Source organism: Flavobacterium sp. UBA2787 (assembly GCA_002352205.1).
Taxonomy (GTDB): domain Bacteria; phylum Bacteroidota; class Bacteroidia; order Flavobacteriales; family Flavobacteriaceae; genus Flavobacterium.
Genome location: DEHZ01000015.1, coordinates 212,050 through 232,290, shown reverse-complemented (window position 1 = coordinate 232,290; position 20,241 = coordinate 212,050). Strand labels below are relative to the sequence as shown.

The following is a 20,241-nucleotide window of genomic DNA, read 5'->3' as shown; positions in this document are numbered from 1 at the left end:
CTACACCAAGAAATACCTGCTTTTTTTCATGCAAGAACCCCATTGAAATACACTTTTTTTCTTTCTGATTTTACTATTGACATATTTAGAAAATGTAAAGTCGAACTGCGATTGATTCCCTTGTAAAAAGATTAAAAATCCTTACAAGCACCACCGTCCGTGAACCTATCAAATCACGGAAAACAAAAATGTAAATACCTAAAACAATTTATCAATCCTTAAAACAAAACGTATGGAAAACAAAATCGGAAAAACCCTCAACCTCGAACTCGTGGGTGTGGATGGAAATGCGTATGCCATTATGGGCTTGTTCCGCCGTCAGGCAAGAAGAGAAGGTTGGAGTGAACAGGAAATTGAAACTGTGATTGAAGAAGCCATGAGTGGAGACTACAATCATTTGCTTTCAACCATCATGATTTACTGCGAACCAAAAGACCCAGAGGAAGAAGGAGACTAGAAACATTTTAACTCAAAAACAAAACCATGAAACAAAACATTTTGGAATTCTACAACGAACTTGACAATGCCATTGACAGGGCGGTTTGGTTGCAATTTGAATACAGAAACACAAAAAAACAATTTGTGGTCTATGATGGACCCGAAGACAACTATGCTGTTTCAGATTTGCAGACCGCACAGGATATGGAATTGGACTCTAACTTTTATCCCCTAACCAAAGATTACAAAAACCTTTCCTATGAAAGGCTACAAGCTATTGCTAAGGAATCCTACATTCATGAGCATTGGGAAAATTTACTCGGTAAGTTTTCCGTGATGGAAGGAGAACTGCTCCGCTTTATACTGCTGTATCAGATTCCTGTAGAAAAACTTATCCGCTTTGAATTGGCTAACCGTGGGTTTGACCAAAACAATCAATGGGTCGGATTTGATAAAGCCAAAGAGATTTGGCAAAATGAAAACTTGAATAATTCATAATTTAAAAACAAAACTTTAATTCTCATGAAAAAAATACAAACAAAAACAAAAAGACGCTTGGTGGTTCAGTACTTCCTCAGAAAACTCAAGCAGAGAATGGAAACTGATGAAGTCGGAACGATGGATAAAGTTTGGCTTAAAATTTACACCAAAGATGACCTGATGGACATTGCCAAGTGGTTATATGTTCCTACAGTACCCGAGTGGTTAACATTTGATGAAATGGATAAAGAAGCACTCTTGGAAGCCATCGGAGATGATTTTCATATTCTATCCTTTGAAATTGAACAAGCTATGCTGGAATTATATGAAAGCACAAAAATCACTCCTCAAAGTGTTTTTAAAACCTTAGAACAGTTAGGGCAAGAAAGCCATTATTTGAGAGATAAACCTATTGCTGAGTGGGACGAATATGATTATTCAAATTACAGAGTTTTATCTCATAAGGCAGGCAATCCTGTTCCTGTGTTTGGTATCTATGATAGTTCTGTCAGTGAAGAGGATAAATATTTTGTTACCACTCCACCGCCCAAGTTCTTTACAACCAAAGAAGAAGCAACACAAGCTTTATCGGAAATGATTAAAACAGGGCAACTCAAAAAAGGAGAAGCAAAAGTAATGATGCTGTAAAAAAGGAATTAATCTTTAATTAAAATTAAAATCTATGGAAAGTGAAATCAATAAATCACATCCTTCCCTGCAAAGAGCCATCGACGTTGCACTATGGATGAACTTCAAGTACCGTATTGATGAAAGAAGCTATGGGGTCATTCAGGATAAGAAAGCTCATTGGTACAATGTGGTGGAAACAAAAGGCAGGAGAAAATCCAGTCTTATTCCAATACCAAATGACTATTGTGAAATGACCTACGAGCAGATTGAGGCAATACGTACCATTGTAAACCCATTGCATCATTGGGAAGAAATGATTGGACTGTTCTCGTCTACTCATGGAGAAATCCTGCGTTTTATTCTAGCGGGTAAAATTCCTGTTGAAAAACTAATCAGGTATGAACTTGCCACAAGAGGCTATGATCAAAATAATCAACGGGTTGGTTTTGATAAGGCTACAAAAATTTGGCTAAAATAATATGAAAATAGACCCTGAGCGACTTCCTGTAATGACTTCACATTGCAAGACCTGTCCATTCAAACCTAATGGTCAAGGATTTTATCAGGATATGCCTCTTGCTAATGAAGTAATCAAAAGAACCTTATTTAAAGCACATCAGATTTGTCATGTAACAGAAGGCAAGAACCGTGAGCCAAACCATCGTTGTAAAGGTGCATTTGACCACAACATGGAAATCTATAAAAGGCTCGGTTTGGATGGTTTAATTCAATAAAAAGAAAAAATATGGCAAACGAAATGATTCCTGTTTACATAGTTTCTCTATCGGATAGCAAAGGCAATTTTGATTGGGTTTATACAGTTCCAAAACCGTATTACCAAACAAAAGAAGAAGCCGAAAAAGTCCGCAGGGAACTTATAGAAAAAGAAGAAACAATAACTGAAGAAAATTCCAAAGTGAGAGGACTTTGGAGATTACCACAGTAAAAAGTAAAACAAAAATTAAATATTTAAATCAAACCATTATGGAAAAACAAAAATGGGCATTAATGAAACTTTTCTCATTGATGCTAAAAAACAGAGCAAAAGAAGAAAACAACATCAAACAAATCTCACCCGATTTGTTGAAGTACTTTTCAAGAAAGGAACTCATCGAGATCATCAACCATATTTATGATGGGAATATCCCTGAAGGATATCAGTTGGTGGATATGGAAAATGCAGATTTACTTAGAGTGATTGGGGATGATTTTAGTATCATTTCTTATGTTACCAACAAGTGGAGCAAGGAGGTAATCTCCGCACCGGTAGAGAACAAAGAAACGGTTAAGGAAAATCCGGAATCTCAATCTAATGAGAAAGCAAAACCACAAAACACTACCGAGAAGAAAGAACTAATTGGAAAGGATAAGAATTCTTAAATCCTTTTCCACATTACTAATGGCTTGTTTTTTACGAGCCATTTTCATTTGACAATCAAATATTCAACATATTTTATATTCTTAAAAAATAAAATGAATAAAAACTCAAACAACCCCAACGTACTACTAAAAACACCTATATCTTATTACGGTTGAAAACAGAATATGCTTAAACATATTCTTCCGCTTATACCCGAACACAACATTTACATTGAGCCGTTCTTTTGATGAGGAAGTCTATATCGAGCAAAGAAACCTGCCAAGTGTGAAGTTATTAATGATGTAAACATGAACGTGATTAACTTCTATCAGGTATTGAAAAACAATTGAAGTGAACTTGAAAAGAAAATCAAGGATACGCTCCACAGTAGAGAAACCTACAGAAAAGCATTGCTGATTTATGATTGCCCTTGGTTGTTTGCAGATGATAAAGTCATTCAAGCACGAGCATTTTATGTCGTAACCAATCAAGGCTTTCTGAATAAAATTGGTAGCCGATGATACGACAAGGAAAAAAGGTCATCCCAAGTATTTAAAAACAAAGTTGAGATGTTTGGAATTGATTTAATGGAAAGACTTCGCCATACCCAAATTGAACAAAATGATGCTTATAAGGTTATTCAAAGTAGAGACAGAATTGATGCATTCATCTATTGCGACCCGCCTTATATCTGAACAAACCAATGACACTACGGAGGTTATGAAAAAGAACATTTTATTCGTGATTTGGAAGTGTTGGCAAACGTGAAATGAAAATTCCTGTTATCTAATTATCCTTCTGAAATTCTAGATGAGTTTATCAAAAAGCATAATTGGTATGTTAAAACTTTTGACAAGCCATTATCGGCCAGTCACAACACAAACGGCTGAACTGTCAGAAGAAAAAAAGAAGTACTTGTGGCTAATTATCCAATATAGTTTGGTTTTTATCCTGTAAAAACAAAAATGAAGAGAAAAATAAAAAGCCAAGTAAAATCCTCATGAACCGTTCAATCACTAGAAAAACAGAAACCTTTTGGAAATAAAAACTTTATTATTACCTGATTTAGATTGGAGTTTGATAAAGAGAATAAAGAGAATATTTCTGAATGACAGATTTTATCCGAACTCCTGCGGATAATTGAGCAAATTGAAAAAGAAACTGAAGCTACCTCAAAAACGAGGTAGCTTTTTTTGTAGCTTAAATGTTCGATTATAATTTGCAATTTTAAACCATATCTGTATAATAAATTTATCTAAATCGAACATTTACATTTTATATATCGAAATGCTCAAAAATAAAAGAGTCTCAACGAAGAACCCTATATTGGATAGGGATCATATAAAGTATGTCATTTATTGCAGAAAATCTAGAGAAGAAAGCAGTGATGGACAAAAGCAAAGTCTTTTAGACCAATTAAGGTCTTGTTTGGATTATGCCGAACAAAAAAAGTTGAGTGTAGCACATCACAATGAATTAACTGATGAATTTTTCCGTGATGAAAGTTTTCAAAGACGGAATAGTGAATGCAAAGGTTCTTATGAACAGTCCATATTGGAAAGAGCCAAAGGCTTGTTTTATGTTGTGGAACAAAAATCGGCTAAAACGCCAAACAACAGACCACTACGAAGCAAACTCATTAGCTTGGTAAAGAGATGAAAAATCAAATGAATACTTAGTTATGCTCCTGATAGGCACGCTAGAAATCTTGTAGAAAGTGGAGAGTTGGTTCAGCTGATAGATCAAAACTACTTAGATGTACAATATACCAACTTTACCTTTGAGAACAATGAAAACGGAAGGATGATACTATGAATCAATTTTGTAATCTCTTACAATTACTCGGATGTTCTTAGTAAAAATATCGGGCGTGGAAAGTTGGGGGTTAATGAAAGAGGTCAGGCAGATGGTAAGCATAAATACGGATATATAATCAATGAAGGAAAATATCACGAACCCGACCCCGAATACTTTGATGTTTGGAAAGAAGCATTCAGAAGAAAAATACATGAGAACCAAACAGACGAAACTATTGGGAAATATATTATCTCGACAGGATATAAAAGAAAATTTAAAAACAAAAACAGGGAATCTAAACTCAACGTAAAATGATTGTACAGAATTTGGCTAGACCCTTTTTATTATGGAATACTCATTAGTGGTAACAATGAGATTGATTTACGTGACGGAGCAAACCCACATTATCAGCCGCTCATTACAGAAGAAGAACATCAAGTATTATTGGATAGGCATTTACTAGTAAACCCCGTTTCTTTGAGGTCATACAAAACTATTGATGAATATGATGAGATAAAGTTATTTCCAAATCAGTTTATACAATATAATGGGACACATGGGTTTGTTTTTGAATTGCCTAATCCTAAAAGGCATCGTAAAGCACTAGAAAAACTAAAAGTAAACAATCCCAATGCAACCCTGAAAGATGTCGTTAAACCTCATCAGATTAATTATAAGTTAACTGGTATAAAAATTGACCACAAACAACTTTCTTTTCGTTGAGATGAACTTATTAGGATAGTCTCCAACTTTCTCAAGAAATCTTTCCAAATCAACGAAAACAATTATGAACAATACAGGGAATTCCAAATTAAAGAATATGACCGTACAATGAAAAGTATAAATGAAACAAGGAGAAAATTACAACTTCAGATTAATCATGTTAGTTCTTTAATGGAAAATTATGCAAGAAATTTTAACAGGCAGAATAATCCTGATGAATTTCAAAAAAAAGTATATCAAAATGATATACAAAAGTATGAGAGTCAAATTGATTATTTACAGAACGAACTGGGTAAACTCTCTGTTAATCACAGAAACACTATATTGGAACTTGATTGATTTCTTCGATGACTTGATAAAATGAACAAGATGTATGATAATGCCCCTTATGTTCGAAAGAGAAAAATTACTTCTTTGCTGTTTTCGAACATGATTATAACACCCGAAAAGCAAGTTGTATTCAAGGCTAAGTCATCATTAGATAGGGTGTTTACCACAGATAATGGAGATAATCGGGAGAATTTCGAACATGTCAATAGTATTGTTAAAGAGATGGATTTCGCAGTCCTGAAGCCAATTATTCAGTTTTCCTATAGCGTAAATAAGAATTTATTTGACCAACATCACAGTCTTACACCACAACAAGAAATTTTATATTGATTGGATGAAGTGAGCCAAAATAATGTTCGAATTTCTTCAAGCCAATAATAAATTTTTATCGTTCCAAATCTAACTCTTTGCTTATTTTTTCGGTTATTTTTTCCAAAGCATACCAACTACGTTCGGTATCGGTTTGATGTTGAACTTTGTTTTCTTCCTGTAATTCAATAATTTCTTTGGAATAGGTGTTATAAAATTCCTGCATTTGTTCCTCGTCCAAATCCTCATAATGATAAACGGTTTCCATTCCGAATTTCTTAACTAGCGAAAAGAAATCTAATGGCTCATCGTGGGTTAATATTTCCTTGGCTAAAAATTTCTTAAGACTGTCCTTTGGCTCATCTGCCATCGACTGTAATTTTTCAATTGCTTTTTCTTTGCTCATAATAAGGTTGATTTATACAAAGTTAATCAAAAATAATCTTGCTCTCAGTTATACTGAAATTTGGGTCAGCATAACCAAAATGAAGAAGAAATCAAGAGATTTTATTATTCTAGAAGCCTAATTTCAAAGTCGGATAGGTTGTACATAGTTTTGAAAATCCTTAATCGTAGTGCTTCAACAGATAGCTTTCTATTTCCACATCATCAAAAATATTATCTTCGACAACAACTTGTTTAAATATCTCAACTTGAATCTCAGCGTCAAGTTCGTCTTCGTTCATAGTCTGTGCTTCAGCAATGTAAAATTGCCATCCCATGAGGTCAATTCTATTTTGATGGTCATACAATAATTTCGCAAGCTCCAATTCTGCTGTTGGTGCTTTTAATAGCGATGCCCACTTATCAAAGTTTGCAATTTTTGCAATAACATGTTGAGCATTCATAAGACTGAAATTTTCTTCGTCAATGTCAAAGTCTGCAATAACCATTTCTATGTCAAAATACTTGGGTGTGTATTCGTATAGAAAAGAAGTTGCCGTTTTGTCTAAAACAGGAGTTTTTGTTTTAAAATCTTTGTGTAGATTTTTTGCTTGAAGTTTGAAGTAATCAATAGTATTCATAATATAATCCTTTTATTTCAAAGATTATTATCCTGAGATTTTGCGTTCGTAAACTTTGGTCGGATAATAAGCTCTGAAGGTTATATTATCTAGTAATGGTTGATGAAATCTTTGCACGAACGAGCAGGCATACCAAAATACCTACTACAAATATAAAAATTTCATTCAAATTATTTTAATGAGTTTCAAATTTATTTAACCAACATCCGAGTTTCATAGCACAAAATATTTCAAACAAATATAATTCTTCGCTGTTTTCAATTGGTAGGAAAGCTATTTTTTGTTTGAATAGGAAATCTTTTGCAGGAGTTACATTGTGATTAAAATCAAATTCTTTACGCTTTCCAATATACTTTTCTCCTTGTGAAATTTCATATTTAATCAATCCTATATTGTATGCTAGTGAAGATGTATTGTGACTATTTCCTCGTAAATGTTGCAATGTCCTATATATAAGCCTCCTTGATATTCCGATGTATATTGGAGTGTTTTCATGGATGAAAATATAAATCCCTTTTACATCCGTTTTGTTTTTTCCACCTTTGGTTTCATAAGTGTAGATGTCCTCGGATTTGAAAACATTATCTGCTAATAGTCTCTTTCTGATGGATGTCGGTACATTTCCCACACTAAAATACTTTTCAATTTCAATACAATTATTTATAGGATCAAAATTGGCAAGTTTCTCCTCAAAATTCTCCACTATTTCAGAAAATGACTTTTTATATTTTTGCTTTTTTAAAAGAGTTTCTAGTAAGGTGTTTTCTAGTTTCATCATATATAATTTGTCTTTGATTTATAATTGCTCTTGCCTAATACTATTTTTTTGTTTTTTCTTTTTCTTATTTTGGTATTAAATTTTGTGTAAACGAATTATATGGAAAATATTTAGGCATTATGCTACGGATAAAATTGTCTTCAAAGAAACATTGGGCAACTCTATCATCAAAAAATGCTGGATTCAAAGGGATTTTAGCATTTGGATTATGAAATACCACAACACCTTCTGACCAAGTCTCATTGCTGTTTTCATCAACTTTATATGAAATAATATTTGCTTTATCTGCATTTGGCTCGTGATTATAAAAACTACCCATTCTGATTAAAATTGGAACATCACTTCCAAGTTTAGCCTGTTTACCCATTCTGTTAAACTTTGATAAAGTACCACACGAAGAAAAAATTATCGCACTGACATTTTCAGAATCTGGATGAAAGAAAAAACCACTTGGTACTTCAGTTCCATTTGGTTTTTTATAATTACCAATCTTTACAGGTCTAATAATAAGTTTTCCTTGTTTATCATGTGAATATTCATACCTATATCCATAAAGGTAATCTGATAGAGCATTAAAGGTCCATGTCATCGACATAGTATCATGAAAATCGGCTATTGCTATTACAAATGGCTTGCCTTTTACATGTTCCTTTTCCCAATATTTCTTTTTCATTTTATCAAACAAAGCATTTCCAAAAAGTAAAGGGGTTTCATTATCCAATTTTTTTTGAATTTCATCAGGTCTTTTTGGCTTACCTTTCAAATCTGTTTTCCTACTTACAATTACCGCTTCTATAGCAATTTCCTGATTGAATTTTTCAATCATATAATCAGGAGCATTAAAGTTCCTTTTAAATGAAAAAAATTGCTCTCTAAAAAAGCAAAATAAAAAAAGTTCCCATACTCTGGAATCGAATCCGTTAATTGACTGAAATTGGTCTATGAAATTTCCATCGATGTCTTTGTAATGATAGGAAACTTCTTTTACTGCTTCCTTAGCAGAAGAAAGAGCAATACCGGAATTTAATAACTTGTAATTAGGGTGTTGATTTTTATCATTATTAAGGTCTTGAAAAAGGTCGAAGTATTCATACTTGTTGTCGTGAAACACTATCGAGTTACTGCTCATCATTTCATCAATCCAATCTCTGATTTCTTCGATGGTCTCTACGCTTGCAGTAACCAGTTCGGCTCTATACTGTTTTGATTTGTCTCTTGATAGAATACAACCATAGTAGTCGTTATCTGTAATATCTAAACTAATTAGGCCTAATAGACCACCATTCCCATTAGAATAGAATTCCAATTCTTTCGAAAAGTACTGCACAAAAGGCTCTCTCGTAAAAAGAAGATAAATATCAAAGAGTTTTTTGTTAATTGGAATTGCAGTTTTCATAAGTATTAAATATGGTTTATCAGGATATCACAGATTTTTCATCAACTTCTAACCCCTTATTTTTAAGAATTTCAAATATGTCATTAATGTTATTTAATCCAGGATATTTACTGTAGAATGATTTTACATCTATTGCACCATCTTTAATATGAAGCTGAATTTCGTCCTTACTTAAGTTGGTCAAATCTCCTAAACAAAAACCAGATGAGAATAAATAATTATTTTTAGGGATTGAAATTGCGATTCCTGAAATTAGTATCCCATCTCTTTCAAAATATTTACCTTTTGGTTGAAGTTGATGCTCTTTAAAACCAAGTTTTCTTAAATGTATATCATCTGTAGCTATAGGACGAATTAGGTCAACTAGGCAAGAAATTTTTGTTTCATTTTTGTTTAATTGCAATCCAACAAACCAATAGGCTTCTGTTTTTTTTAGCAAGATTATTTTAGCAATATCTTCATTTCGTCTTATTGCATCCATAGTGGAATAGTCCCCAGTATATTTCACAAAATCTCCAATTTTATATAGTTCTCGCATATTAATTAATTTAATGTTGTTCTTTTTATGTGTTCCACTTGATCTTGCAATTTTGCTAATAACCGTAATTGTAACTTAATGATTTTTTTTCTTTGTTAAAAGAAACGAAGGTAGATAAAAAAGAGTGAATAACTTACTTAAAATCAGAGGGCAAGTTACTATTGGGGTTGTTTATTCTTTGTAAATCTAATTTTTCAATTGCCTCCTCTAATGTTTCTGTTTTAGTCTTGTTGAGAATCAATTGTTCATATTCTCCGCTAAGACGGGTAACAATTGAATTATTTTTAGCATCGAGTAAATAGCGTACTCCATCCTTTTTTTCATTTCCTGCTTCACTAAGAATAGATTTTATAGCTAAATGCGAAAGTTTTTCAGCATCGATTGCTTCTTCAATATTTTTTCTGATTGATGTATATATTACGGTTTCAACATCCTCAAAATCTTTAATTGATAAGACTTCGACTTGATTAATGGTCGGATTTATAACATTGACATATTTTTTACCATCAAACTTATGTCTCTCTCTTCTCCACAATATTGATTTTGCGTAATCCAAATCGGTTGAATTTTTTAAAACTAGAATCACCGCATTAACATGATTGCCTGTTTCGTGAGGAATTAAAGTTGGAGCACCTCCTCTTGAACTACTGGTGCGTGCGAATTCAACTTTGAAGGGTGTCTTACAATTTATTCTATCAATAATTATGGGTGCAATTTCTTTACCAGCATTGTCTATTAATGAACCGTATGCTAAAATCCCGATTTTATATTTTGTCATTTTTTTATAAGATAGAGTTGATAGAAATGAATGTTGTATTACCAATCCATATTCATGCTGTTTTCAATCTCTCTGATTGTATCATCAATATATTTTTTTGTTGATTTCTCTATCCTAATTCTTCTTCTACAAGATGTTACGGATTTACTATCGAACGCAACAGGTAAATCTTTTTTTATATACATCATTCCGAAACGGATGTCAGATGTATCCAAATACTGGTCGAAATCATCAAAGTGCTTAATTATGTTCTGTATTGTGATAAAACTTTTACTTGTATCACTAAATTTAAAATTTTGCTGGGGTTTTGTCAATGTGAATGGTATGGCTCCTGTACCACTAATGTGAACATAAAATGAATTACCATTTTTAAAGTAGTCTCCATGAGAAGCAGGGTTTCTTATCTGCTCCTTTATCTCATCAAGAATTTCCAAGTATTTTGATGCAGTCTTATTGGTTTTGTATTGTAATACTGTTCGCAATTTAGCTTTCCAAGTCAATCCTAAAAAATTATCAATTTTAATTTCTCTAATTTTTACCTCTTTCACAAAAGGCAGTAATAGAATTGAGATATGCTCCAACAAACTAAAGTAAGCATCAATCATTGCTAATAAATAGTATGTTTTTGCTGATGAATAGCGAGACATTAATTTATAGTGTGCTTCATATTCTTCGCCATTACTAAAATTTGAAATATCGGATTTGTTTTTCAAATCAGTAAGTCTTGTACCATCGCAGACATCCCCATTCAATGCTTTTTCTCTAAAGAAAAGATAACGGTTTCTCATCTTATTGTATTTACTCTCAATTGTTACATTACCTTGATTAACCTTTTCATGGATAATCGAATTGACAAGAGCTTCTGTAAAGGGAATAGCCTTGTGGATTAGGCTCATTGCTTCTAATCCTAGTTCTACATAATTTTCTTTTTTTTCATTAGCACATATACTAAATCCAAATTTTTTATGGGCTAATACAAATTGAATATCTTTATAGAAAATTGGTATTTCCCATAAAACTTTTTCAAACATACCCAAATTTGGATATTCCTTAATCTCTTTGAACATTAGAAAGACTATGAAGGGATGAGAAATCCTAAGTTCTTTTGGCAGTTCAATGCTATAACGCTCAAGAGTTTTGCTCCCACCATACTCCGATGGAATCCAAGAATCTCTATAATCAAAATTGGGGCTGAAATCTTTTAAAAGATAGTCAAAGGTTTTTTTGGCTTTTTCCATTTATAGTTAACATTAAAGTGCAAAGAAACTAACGCTCTGTCACTACGGATTATTTATGGCTCTAAATCTAAGCGATTATTTTGAGCAAGTATTTGATGAATATTTGTAAACAAACTACACACTAGATCTCGTTCAGACTCGCTTGGTTCTGTAGAATTTAGTTTTATTTTTTTTAAGTCCTCAACTATTGTTGTGTCTAATGATATAGTACTTATTTTATCTAGAAAGTTTTTAAACTTTGTTGTGTACCTATCTTCATAGAAGTTTAAGATGGTGTTTTTTGCCAAGCATTTTAATTCGTGCAAGTAATTTGAATTCATAGAATGAATTTCATTTTGATGAAGTTCAGGAAGCTCTGATGGCGTAATTTTAAAACCATCATTGCCACCGCTTCGATAAACAGCAACCTGATTCCAACTGTTATCCATTTGGGGTAAAAAAAGTAAATTACCTAAATATGATTTATAGGTAATCGAAGACAGAATTGGAAACTCGAAGGCATCATCAGAGGAATTCGATAGTTCAAAAAACCAATTTGAATAAAAGAAATATTTGTCGTGAGGAACAATGACAAATGCTATGTCACTGGCTGTAAATGGAAGATTTCCATTAATCCGCCATTCTTTTTCCCATCGCATATCATACTGTCCTTCAAAGTAAACTTCTACCAAGTGAGGAGAATTAAAAATCATTTTCTCATTTGTAGATAAATCATTGTCGTTTAAATACTCTACTTGGCGAAGCCCTCGGTTTTGTAAAAAGTCGTGAAAAAAACAAATGCCAAATTCCGATCCTCTTGCTCTAAAATGCTCTGGCAACTCTTCTAAACTAGCCAATGAAAAACTAACTGATAATATATCGTTTAAAGATTTTGCAGAATCGTCATGAACTTTATTTACAAAATAGCCTTTCGGATTTGCATATAAAATCCTTTCCTTAAATATATTTTGAAAACGCTCTTCGGGTGACATAGTTTTAAACTCACTCTTAATCCTCTCTCCAAATTTTTTTTCATACCTGCATTCGGGAGAACTTATAATATTATAAAAAAGCTGAGTGTTTAGTTTATCTAGTCTTTCTATTATTTCGGGGTATGTTTCTATTTTATCTCGAACTAAATGTTCAATTGTATATTCAATATTACCATTCCTGATTTCTATCATCTTGATACTTTTTAATTACGCTAACTGTGAGCAATTGTTGTTTTCCATCAAATTAAGCCGAAATGTGTTTTAATAAACTCTTTTAAAATTATTTCTCTATCATTAATATATTGTTTTACACTTGCTAAGTCTTGCCAATTACATTTTATATCATCTAACTCATTTTGAGACATAAGCGGTGCTGTTTGATAAGCATTCATTTTATCTTCTGTATTTTTCCTCCCTTTGCTTGAGTTAGATGCTTTACAATCAATAACTAAATTTCCAATGTTATGCAAATAGTTATTTTCGAAATCTTCATCAAGATCTAAGCCTCTTGTTTTTTGAGCGGTTATGTGCTCAATACTTAATTTCTCTCTTTCATTTTCGGCAAAATACTCATTAAATCCTAATTGCGGAAACCCCTTTTTTTGTCGCAAACTATTTTCATAACTAAACAATATGAATTTTAAAATATTATTCCCCAAAGAAAGATAAATGTATTTACTGACAAGTGTTTCTTTTGCCCTTTCATTAATGTTCCACCAATTATTGACAGTAATTATTTGGGTTAAGTTTACAATATCTAAAAGGTGTGCATTATCTCTCAGAGAATTGTTTAATTGGCTTTCAGCATTACTTCTTAATCCAATTAGCGATGCTCTGAAAGTAAAACTATTGATATTTTGCAATAACATATTAAACAGATTGTCTTCCTCTTTTTTTATTCTCATAAGTACAGGATAAAAGGGAGCGACTCTCCCAATCATAAACAGTTTACTCAATTCAGGATTTGATGATTTTAGCTGTTGGATTTGAACAAATACCTCAAAACTTTCCCTCAGTCTAATCGCATAATTAGAAATGGTTGTGATGACCTTTTCTGTAACTCCAGTCTTTATTAAATTCAGAACTTTTGCTTTAATAAACTTCTTTGCATCTTCTTCGGAACCTTCAAAAGCGATAGTATGATATCGAAGAATATCTTTTTCATTAAGTTCATTCTGCTCAATTAACCGATATATTTCTCCGAAATTACTTTGAATATTTTTAATTAACTGATTGGGGTTTTTAGAAACTAACCCAATGTTATACATTAGGAAACTTTTTATTGCTTCTAAATCAGTAAGCGGTTTTCCTCTGTCATTTAAGAGTTCAAATATTTGGGTTGCAGAATTTATTTCGTCAACCACGTAAAGTAAAACATCCGCTTCAGTAGAGGTATAATATAATTTTTCTAAAATTTCAATATCAAAGTTATCCAGTTCCTCTGTGAAGAATATCTTTGACTGAAGTAATAATGACTGTGAAGGTGTTTTGGTTTTTATTTTTTCAAAAGGATAATCTGATAGAATATAATTGTGCAAAAAAGAAGTGTCCTCATTCGATAATTCAAGTTTGTAGACATCTTCATCTTTTATGAAAATTCTTTGGGTTCTTTGAGAAACTAGTGAAGATTTTTTTTTAACTAATTTTTTTATCAGTGTCTGAATGAAAATTATAAAAGTAGTCAATCGCTGTTGTCCGTCAACAATATCAATCACTGTAAATTCTTCCCTTGTATCGTTAATATGAAATAAGAAAGAGCCTAAAAAGTATTTCCTGTCTTTATATTGGTTAACAAGGTCAGTAAGGAAGTCTTGTAGATTACCTTTGTCCCACGAATATGACCTCTGATAGATCGGGATGTTGAATATCCGTGTTCCGTCAAAAATTGTTTTTACTGTTGATTTTCCAGTTTGCATTACTTTAGTTCGTTATGTTTATTTTTAGGTCTTCATGATAGATTCCAACTTCTGTATGTCTTGCTAGCGGATTAATATTGCTAAGTCGCCAATCCCAACCCGATGGCATAGAACAGCGATACTTGTCCAATAATTTATTTTGTTCATTTGTTAGCCCTCTTTGTCCTGCACGCTCATAAATTTCTAGCATTTTTCGTAAATCGCTTAAATCCTTACTAAGTACCATTTCAGTTAGTTCATTCGCAATAACTTTTACAGGGATTACGTGTTCCCAAATATCTGCTTTTTTGCCAATTCTGGGGGCTGCTTTTCTTATCGTTTGATTTTGATTAGTGCTGAGTTTTTTAATAAGATCACTAATAAATTCTTTATCAGAGCATGTGGTAAAAAGTTCAGCATATTCACAAATTAAATCTATAGGTTTCATTTTAAATCTAACAACTTTTGGTCGGTCTTTGTAAAAAGGCATACTGGTCATAATTGCTAAATCTCTTTTTATTGCATATTCTATTTCCGGTTTAGCACTTTTCAAGAATTCAATAACTTTATTTTTAAACTTAATAGTTTCCGGATTATTCCTCTTTTGTTCTCTTTTTAAACTAGCAATACTTTTTGTTCCCATATATTATTTACAGAGATTAGAATGTTATGTTGAGCCTGATACTCAATATTATTAATTGCTTATCAAATATATAGATTATTTAACAATACGCCTAGAAATTCAAATCAGATAAGTGGGTGGATATTGCATATTTCTTTATATTTAAAATAGTTAAACAAGCTGTTTTCTGTGTTTTATCTCAAAATTTAACTCGTTCAGAAAGTAAAGTCAAATTAACTTATGTTTCACTTTGTATCTCTTTATTATGTGATTATTTTCGATGATGTTTGTCTTTAACAGACCATCGTTATGAACTACAGTTACATCATTATTGAAGACCAAAAGGAGTGCTTGGAACATTTGCAGAATGAACTCAAAAATTACCCTGAATTTATTTGCTTGGGAATTGCTTCATCGGTTAATGATGGGATTGTGCTTACCTTGACCCAAAAGCCGAATATTATCTTTTTAGATGTGGAACTAAACGATGGAATAGGTTTTGAAATACTCAGGGAAACCAACTCCTATTTTAACGAACCTCCCTTTGTGATTGTTATTTCGGAATTTGAGAAATATGCCAAAAAAGCAATCAATTATGATATGCTTTTTTATTTGGATAAGCCTATTAATTCGGTAAAACTTACTATTGCAATAAACAAGTTTAAGAAACGAATTTCGGAACTGAAAAACCACATTAGCATCAAAGATAAAACTGCCCATTGGCTCGTTAAACATGAAAGCATTTTATATATCCAATCTGATGGTTCCTACTGTAATATTCATCGCTTGAATGATAAAAAGATTACAGTAACCAAACCGATGAAGGAAATTGAAAACTTACTTCCAAAAACATTTCTTCGGTGTCATAAATCATATATAGTTAACATCAATTATATTGAAAAAATGAACACTACACTAAAGATTATAATGCTTCATGCCAAAACGGGTGTTTTTGAAATCACAGAAAAAAGCAAGATGAGGTTGGATGAAATCTTTACTATAAAAGATACAATTCTCGAAATTCCAATAGGAGAAGTCTATCTTGAAAAAGTAAAACACACGCTTTTAACGTCAAAAAACCTTTAAATGAATTCCTGTTTACTGTACGTTTTATAAGGTTCAACCTCTAAAAAGCTATGTAGAGTAAATAACTCCTTTTTGCCTATTAAATCAAGGCTTTTTGTTTTAAAATTGCTTAAAAATATTTTATTATGAGTGATTTTACAACATTGAAAAACAAGAATTTTATTAGCTTCTTTTTGCTTTTGTTTAGCATCCATTTCTACGGACAGACTATAACCCCATTTTTAGACCCAAGTCTAAAATTTGTCAAAACGATGAATAGTTTTCATCTCATTACAGAGAGAATCGATGGTAAAGTGTGGTTTACCGCTGATAAATCTAAACTTAAGTTAGAACTCTTAAACCAAGACGGAACTGTAAATGAGTTTTCTGTTGAACTACAAGCTAGTATTAATGCGTTGACTCCCGTAACAGACAATAAAATTTTAGTCGGTGGAAATTTCACTTCCTACAACAGCACGACGGTTTCTGCAAGGTTGGTAAGAGTGAATCCTGACGGAACAAGGGACTTTGGATTTTCAGCTTCCGCAGACGCAAACGAAGTTACTGCGTTGTATGTTTTGCCAAATGGTAAAATCATGGTAGGGAGAAATACCCAAATCCAAAGACTCAACGAAGATGGCTCAACCGATTCATCTTTTGCTCCAGTAACAACCAACGGAAAGGTTTATGATTTTGTCATAGCTAATAATAATGTAATTGCCGTGGGTGATTTTACAACCGTAAACGGTAGTAATAGAAACAGAATTGTTTCTCTCCAATCCGATGGAACACTTGATACGTCTTTTAATATTGAGACAGGGTTTAATGCTTCTGCCAACAAAATTCAAAAGTCGACTGATAACAAACTCTATGCTATAGGCAACTTTATCACTTACAAAGGAATTACAGTGAACAGAATAGCTAAAATTGATCTCAACGGAAATTTAGATACTACGTTTCACAATGCTAATACAGGATTTAATGTTGCTCCTTCTTCGATTGCAATTACTCAAAGTAACAAGTTATTGATAGGTGGTGCTTTTACACAATATAACAATCAAAATGCAGAAGATTTTATTGTTGTCAATACAACGAACGGAGTACCGGAAAATAATTCAGGATATGATTTTGAAAGTGGAGCTGTCAAACATATTATTTCAAGAAATAATGGTGGTTTTATTTTTTCGGGAGAATTTGTGAAATACAATAATGAATTTACCTATCAGATTTTTAAAACTAATGATGATATAAATAGGATTCCAAGTTTTCAGTTTGGAAGTAATTTTTCACTGCATAGTTTTGTTGAGGTAATCAGTCCTGATTTGGCTACTAATTTCACGGGTAACCCAATCAAAATAAAAAGGCAAAATGATAAAATATTACTTTCAGAAGTTTATATTAATAATAAAAGACATTCTCTCGCAAGGTTTACCAATACTGGAGCATTAGACAATACCTTTTTATTTAACCACTCCAACTTGAACCTTCCAAGTAATCTGAAATATACTCATATTAGAGATTTTAGTTTAACACCATCAGGAAATATCTTCTTGTTTTTAACCAACAAGAAATTTAATACCGGTGGTACAGAATATGCAGCTTCTTTTTTACAACTTACCGCAAACGGAACTATGGATAATACATTTTTTGGGCTTCAAGATTATTTTAAACTCGGTTATCCCAATTTACTTTCATACCATCTTGAAAACACGGGTTATGTAAGAGATGATAATAAAATTATTTGGGCTCAACAAGTTGTTGAAAATGTGAGCGGTTTTGAATGGTATCCAGGGACGTGTAAAGAAATACGTTTCTTTAATCATCTCAACTTATTAAAAACCGATGGCGATGTTGAGGAAAGCTTCCAATCTGTTGTCTTGAATTACAATACTGATAGTCAACAAAATTGTAATAGCAATTACTACCATACCTTTTTCAATACGAGGCTTCTTCCTTTACCCAATAACGAAACTTTAGCGTATCTACCCGGCAGAGAAAGTTATTGCTCATTCGATCAAATCAATGCTAATGGTTCAGAAGGTGTTCGTAAAGCTACCATAGGAAGAATCAATGCAAATGGTGTATTAACAACAAGATACACGCATCTTGATGCTCTTACTGTTTCTCATGTTACTTACCACGATGGTTATCTCTACGTAGGAGGTTATATAAATGTCAATTTAGGGTTTTTCAAAAAAATAGATTTGGCAACAAATAATGAAGTTCCTTTTAATCATCAGTTACCACTTACTGGTTCAGGAGAATGGGGTGCAACCACTCCGCTGGTAATTAGGTCTTTTATCAAAGACAATAAAATTTATGTTTTAGTAGCAACAGAAGTAGAAGACATCTCAGGTGGCTACATGATATCCTATGATTTAAGAAGAATGAGTATGGATGGAATTTTAGACACTTCTTTTCAAACATTAAATATTGTTAGACATAAATCTTATACAGAGCTTAACAGTACATACTATGCCTATTTTGAAGAATTAGAATTTATTGATAACCCCGATGAAGATTCGTTTTTAATGATTTCAAGATTTCCATTTACTATCAACGGAACCTACTATGAACAGGCTTTTGTAAAGGTTTCTTATGATGCTTTATCAATCGGTGATAACCATGTTGTTGGTCAGGAAATAAAACTGTATCCAAACCCTGTTATTGACATGATGAATGTCTCATCAGGAAATGAACTGATAGAAAATGTTGAGCTACTAGATATTCAAGGTAGAACCATCAGGAACATAAAAGGCGATAATCATAATGAAGTTCAGATTTCTATTGAAGATTTACCGAATGCTATTTATTTGGTAAAAGTTAAAACTGATAAAGGGATTAAGGCTTTGAAGGTTGTGAAAAGTTGAAATTGATTATTGACTTAAAAGAATATTAGGAAAGTAGGTATATGCTAAAATAGTAAAATTCATTTGGTTGTTAAAAAAAGAACTGTACATTTGTATATCTCTTTTAAAAGAGAATTTATTTAAAATATGAAAAGAGTAACTGTATTAACAATTTTAAAAAGAAAATAGTGGCTGATAATCAGACATATATTGAACTTACGAAATTGAGTTTAACTCCCAACAAAATACATACGCTTTCTTCTGACTTAGCTCTACAACCCAATCAATTTTATAGGCAATTTTTTCAAACAATCATTCTCTTGTATTAGAGAGTTTTTTAGTTATAAATAATTGGAAGTTACAACCTAATTTACAGCTCGACACTTATATTTGGGTACTAAAAGTAACTTCCTCTTCATTAAGCAACAAATATTCTATTTGTTGCTTTTTTTATGTAAAGAATGTATTTTGTCGGTGTATTTGGTTTTTTACCGATTCGTTAAGGTTTTAACATTTCAAATTAAAAATAAGTAAGTAGATTTGAGTTAGAATTTAAAACCTAATAATTATGAGTCGAGCTGTAATTTTAGGTGTTAGTAATCTTGATAAAAATACAATCGTATTTTTTCCACCATTATTTAATCGAGCTGAATTACTAGGCTCAATGAAGGTATCCTTTCGGGGAAAAGTGTTAGGGGTTTTTATTATGTTTTTTGCTTTTACTTCACATGTTTCTGCTAAAGTTATTGAGCAAGTTAAATGTTATAGTATCAGTAATAATAAAAATTCTATAATAAATGTAAATGTAGGAGGTAATTCTATAACAACACCGTCTCCAGAATTTCCTAAGAATGATGGAAAATCAAAGCTTTTGATACTAATTGTTGTTTTACTTTTTTTTGTCTTGCTTGTTTTTGGGATTTTATATCCTGATAAAGCAGAAACACTTTTTAATAGCTTATTGGATTTTTTGAAAAGCTTTTTTACCTGACTCCAAAAGAAAACCGCTATTTTATATA

Annotated in this window: 23 protein-coding genes; 13 read left to right on the top strand and 10 right to left on the bottom strand. The window is 32.0% G+C overall.

Features of this window, described 5'->3' with window-relative positions; all coding sequences use genetic code 11:
- Positions 1-232 precede the first annotated feature (232 nt).
- The 10 genes from B4N66_RS14175 to B4N66_RS14130 all read left to right on the top strand — a co-directional run bounded on the left by B4N66_RS14175 (position 233) and on the right by B4N66_RS14130 (position 5,428).
- Positions 233-457 (top strand): hypothetical protein, encoded by a 225-nt coding sequence (locus B4N66_RS14175; protein ID WP_291095602.1) that lies wholly within the window; start codon positions 233-235, stop codon positions 455-457.
- Between the two features lie 26 nt (positions 458-483).
- Positions 484-936, top strand: a complete 453-nt coding sequence (locus B4N66_RS14170) for a hypothetical protein (protein WP_291095600.1) — start codon at positions 484-486, stop codon at positions 934-936.
- A gap of 24 nt (positions 937-960) precedes the next feature.
- The gene (locus tag B4N66_RS14165; RefSeq protein ID WP_291095598.1) at positions 961-1,566 is read left to right on the top strand and encodes a hypothetical protein; all 606 of its coding nucleotides are present in this window, start codon (positions 961-963) and stop codon (positions 1,564-1,566) included.
- Between the two features lie 34 nt (positions 1,567-1,600).
- Complete coding sequence (locus tag B4N66_RS14160) at positions 1,601-2,026, top strand: hypothetical protein (protein WP_291095596.1); 426 nt, start codon at positions 1,601-1,603, stop codon at positions 2,024-2,026.
- 1 nt (position 2,027) lies between these two features.
- Positions 2,028-2,282, top strand: a complete 255-nt coding sequence (locus tag B4N66_RS14155) for a hypothetical protein (protein WP_291095594.1) — start codon at positions 2,028-2,030, stop codon at positions 2,280-2,282.
- Positions 2,283-2,293: 11 nt separating this feature from the next.
- The gene (locus B4N66_RS14150; protein ID WP_291095592.1) at positions 2,294-2,494 is read left to right on the top strand and encodes a hypothetical protein; all 201 of its coding nucleotides are present in this window, start codon (positions 2,294-2,296) and stop codon (positions 2,492-2,494) included.
- A 38-nt stretch (positions 2,495-2,532) separates the two neighbouring features.
- Positions 2,533-2,928: a hypothetical protein gene (locus tag B4N66_RS14145; RefSeq protein WP_291095589.1), complete on the top strand. Its 396-nt coding sequence runs from the start codon at positions 2,533-2,535 to the stop codon at positions 2,926-2,928.
- Positions 2,929-3,477: 549 nt separating this feature from the next.
- Positions 3,478-3,603: a hypothetical protein gene (locus B4N66_RS14140; protein ID WP_291095587.1), complete on the top strand. Its 126-nt coding sequence runs from the start codon at positions 3,478-3,480 to the stop codon at positions 3,601-3,603.
- Between the two features lie 631 nt (positions 3,604-4,234).
- Complete coding sequence (locus tag B4N66_RS14135) at positions 4,235-4,567, top strand: hypothetical protein (RefSeq protein WP_291095585.1); 333 nt, start codon at positions 4,235-4,237, stop codon at positions 4,565-4,567.
- Positions 4,568-5,020: 453 nt separating this feature from the next.
- A complete protein-coding gene (locus tag B4N66_RS14130; RefSeq protein ID WP_291095583.1) occupies positions 5,021-5,428 on the top strand; it encodes a hypothetical protein in 408 nt (135 codons plus the stop codon).
- 715 nt (positions 5,429-6,143) lie between these two features.
- Here the strand turns inward: B4N66_RS14130 and B4N66_RS14125 are convergent.
- From B4N66_RS14125 to B4N66_RS14080, 10 genes are all read right to left on the bottom strand, one after another.
- On the bottom strand, positions 6,144-6,473 hold the full coding sequence (locus tag B4N66_RS14125) for a hypothetical protein (protein ID WP_291095581.1): 330 nt from the start codon (positions 6,471-6,473) through the stop codon (positions 6,144-6,146).
- A 160-nt stretch (positions 6,474-6,633) separates the two neighbouring features.
- Positions 6,634-7,092 (bottom strand): hypothetical protein, encoded by a 459-nt coding sequence (locus B4N66_RS14120; protein WP_291095580.1) that lies wholly within the window; start codon positions 7,090-7,092, stop codon positions 6,634-6,636.
- A gap of 175 nt (positions 7,093-7,267) precedes the next feature.
- Positions 7,268-7,867 (bottom strand): hypothetical protein, encoded by a 600-nt coding sequence (locus B4N66_RS14115; RefSeq protein ID WP_291095578.1) that lies wholly within the window; start codon positions 7,865-7,867, stop codon positions 7,268-7,270.
- A 67-nt stretch (positions 7,868-7,934) separates the two neighbouring features.
- Entirely contained in the window at positions 7,935-9,266 is a 1,332-nt protein-coding gene (locus B4N66_RS14110; RefSeq protein WP_291095576.1) for a hypothetical protein, read from the bottom strand.
- Between the two features lie 19 nt (positions 9,267-9,285).
- Positions 9,286-9,804: a hypothetical protein gene (locus B4N66_RS14105; RefSeq protein WP_291095574.1), complete on the bottom strand. Its 519-nt coding sequence runs from the start codon at positions 9,802-9,804 to the stop codon at positions 9,286-9,288.
- 133 nt (positions 9,805-9,937) lie between these two features.
- Entirely contained in the window at positions 9,938-10,582 is a 645-nt protein-coding gene (locus B4N66_RS14100) for a hypothetical protein (protein WP_291095573.1), read from the bottom strand.
- Between the two features lie 38 nt (positions 10,583-10,620).
- Positions 10,621-11,820, bottom strand: coding sequence for a hypothetical protein (locus tag B4N66_RS14095; RefSeq protein ID WP_291095571.1), 1,200 nt, complete (start codon positions 11,818-11,820; stop codon positions 10,621-10,623).
- A 53-nt stretch (positions 11,821-11,873) separates the two neighbouring features.
- Entirely contained in the window at positions 11,874-12,983 is a 1,110-nt protein-coding gene (locus tag B4N66_RS14090; protein WP_291095570.1) for a hypothetical protein, read from the bottom strand.
- A 47-nt stretch (positions 12,984-13,030) separates the two neighbouring features.
- The gene (locus tag B4N66_RS14085; protein WP_291095568.1) at positions 13,031-14,707 is read right to left on the bottom strand and encodes a DUF262 domain-containing protein; all 1,677 of its coding nucleotides are present in this window, start codon (positions 14,705-14,707) and stop codon (positions 13,031-13,033) included.
- A 4-nt stretch (positions 14,708-14,711) separates the two neighbouring features.
- Complete coding sequence (locus B4N66_RS14080; protein WP_291095566.1) at positions 14,712-15,329, bottom strand: hypothetical protein; 618 nt, start codon at positions 15,327-15,329, stop codon at positions 14,712-14,714.
- 288 nt (positions 15,330-15,617) lie between these two features.
- On the opposite strand from B4N66_RS14080, the gene B4N66_RS14075 reads away from it, so the two are divergent.
- The 3 genes from B4N66_RS14075 to B4N66_RS14065 all read left to right on the top strand — a co-directional run bounded on the left by B4N66_RS14075 (position 15,618) and on the right by B4N66_RS14065 (position 20,213).
- Positions 15,618-16,394: a LytR/AlgR family response regulator transcription factor gene (locus B4N66_RS14075; RefSeq protein WP_291095565.1), complete on the top strand. Its 777-nt coding sequence runs from the start codon at positions 15,618-15,620 to the stop codon at positions 16,392-16,394.
- Positions 16,395-16,519: 125 nt separating this feature from the next.
- Positions 16,520-19,243 carry a T9SS type A sorting domain-containing protein gene (locus B4N66_RS14070; RefSeq protein ID WP_291095564.1) on the top strand — a complete coding sequence of 908 codons (2,724 nt, stop codon included), beginning with the start codon at positions 16,520-16,522 and terminating at the stop codon, positions 19,241-19,243.
- Positions 19,244-19,790: 547 nt separating this feature from the next.
- Complete coding sequence (locus B4N66_RS14065; RefSeq protein WP_291095562.1) at positions 19,791-20,213, top strand: hypothetical protein; 423 nt, start codon at positions 19,791-19,793, stop codon at positions 20,211-20,213.
- Positions 20,214-20,241 lie beyond the last annotated feature (28 nt).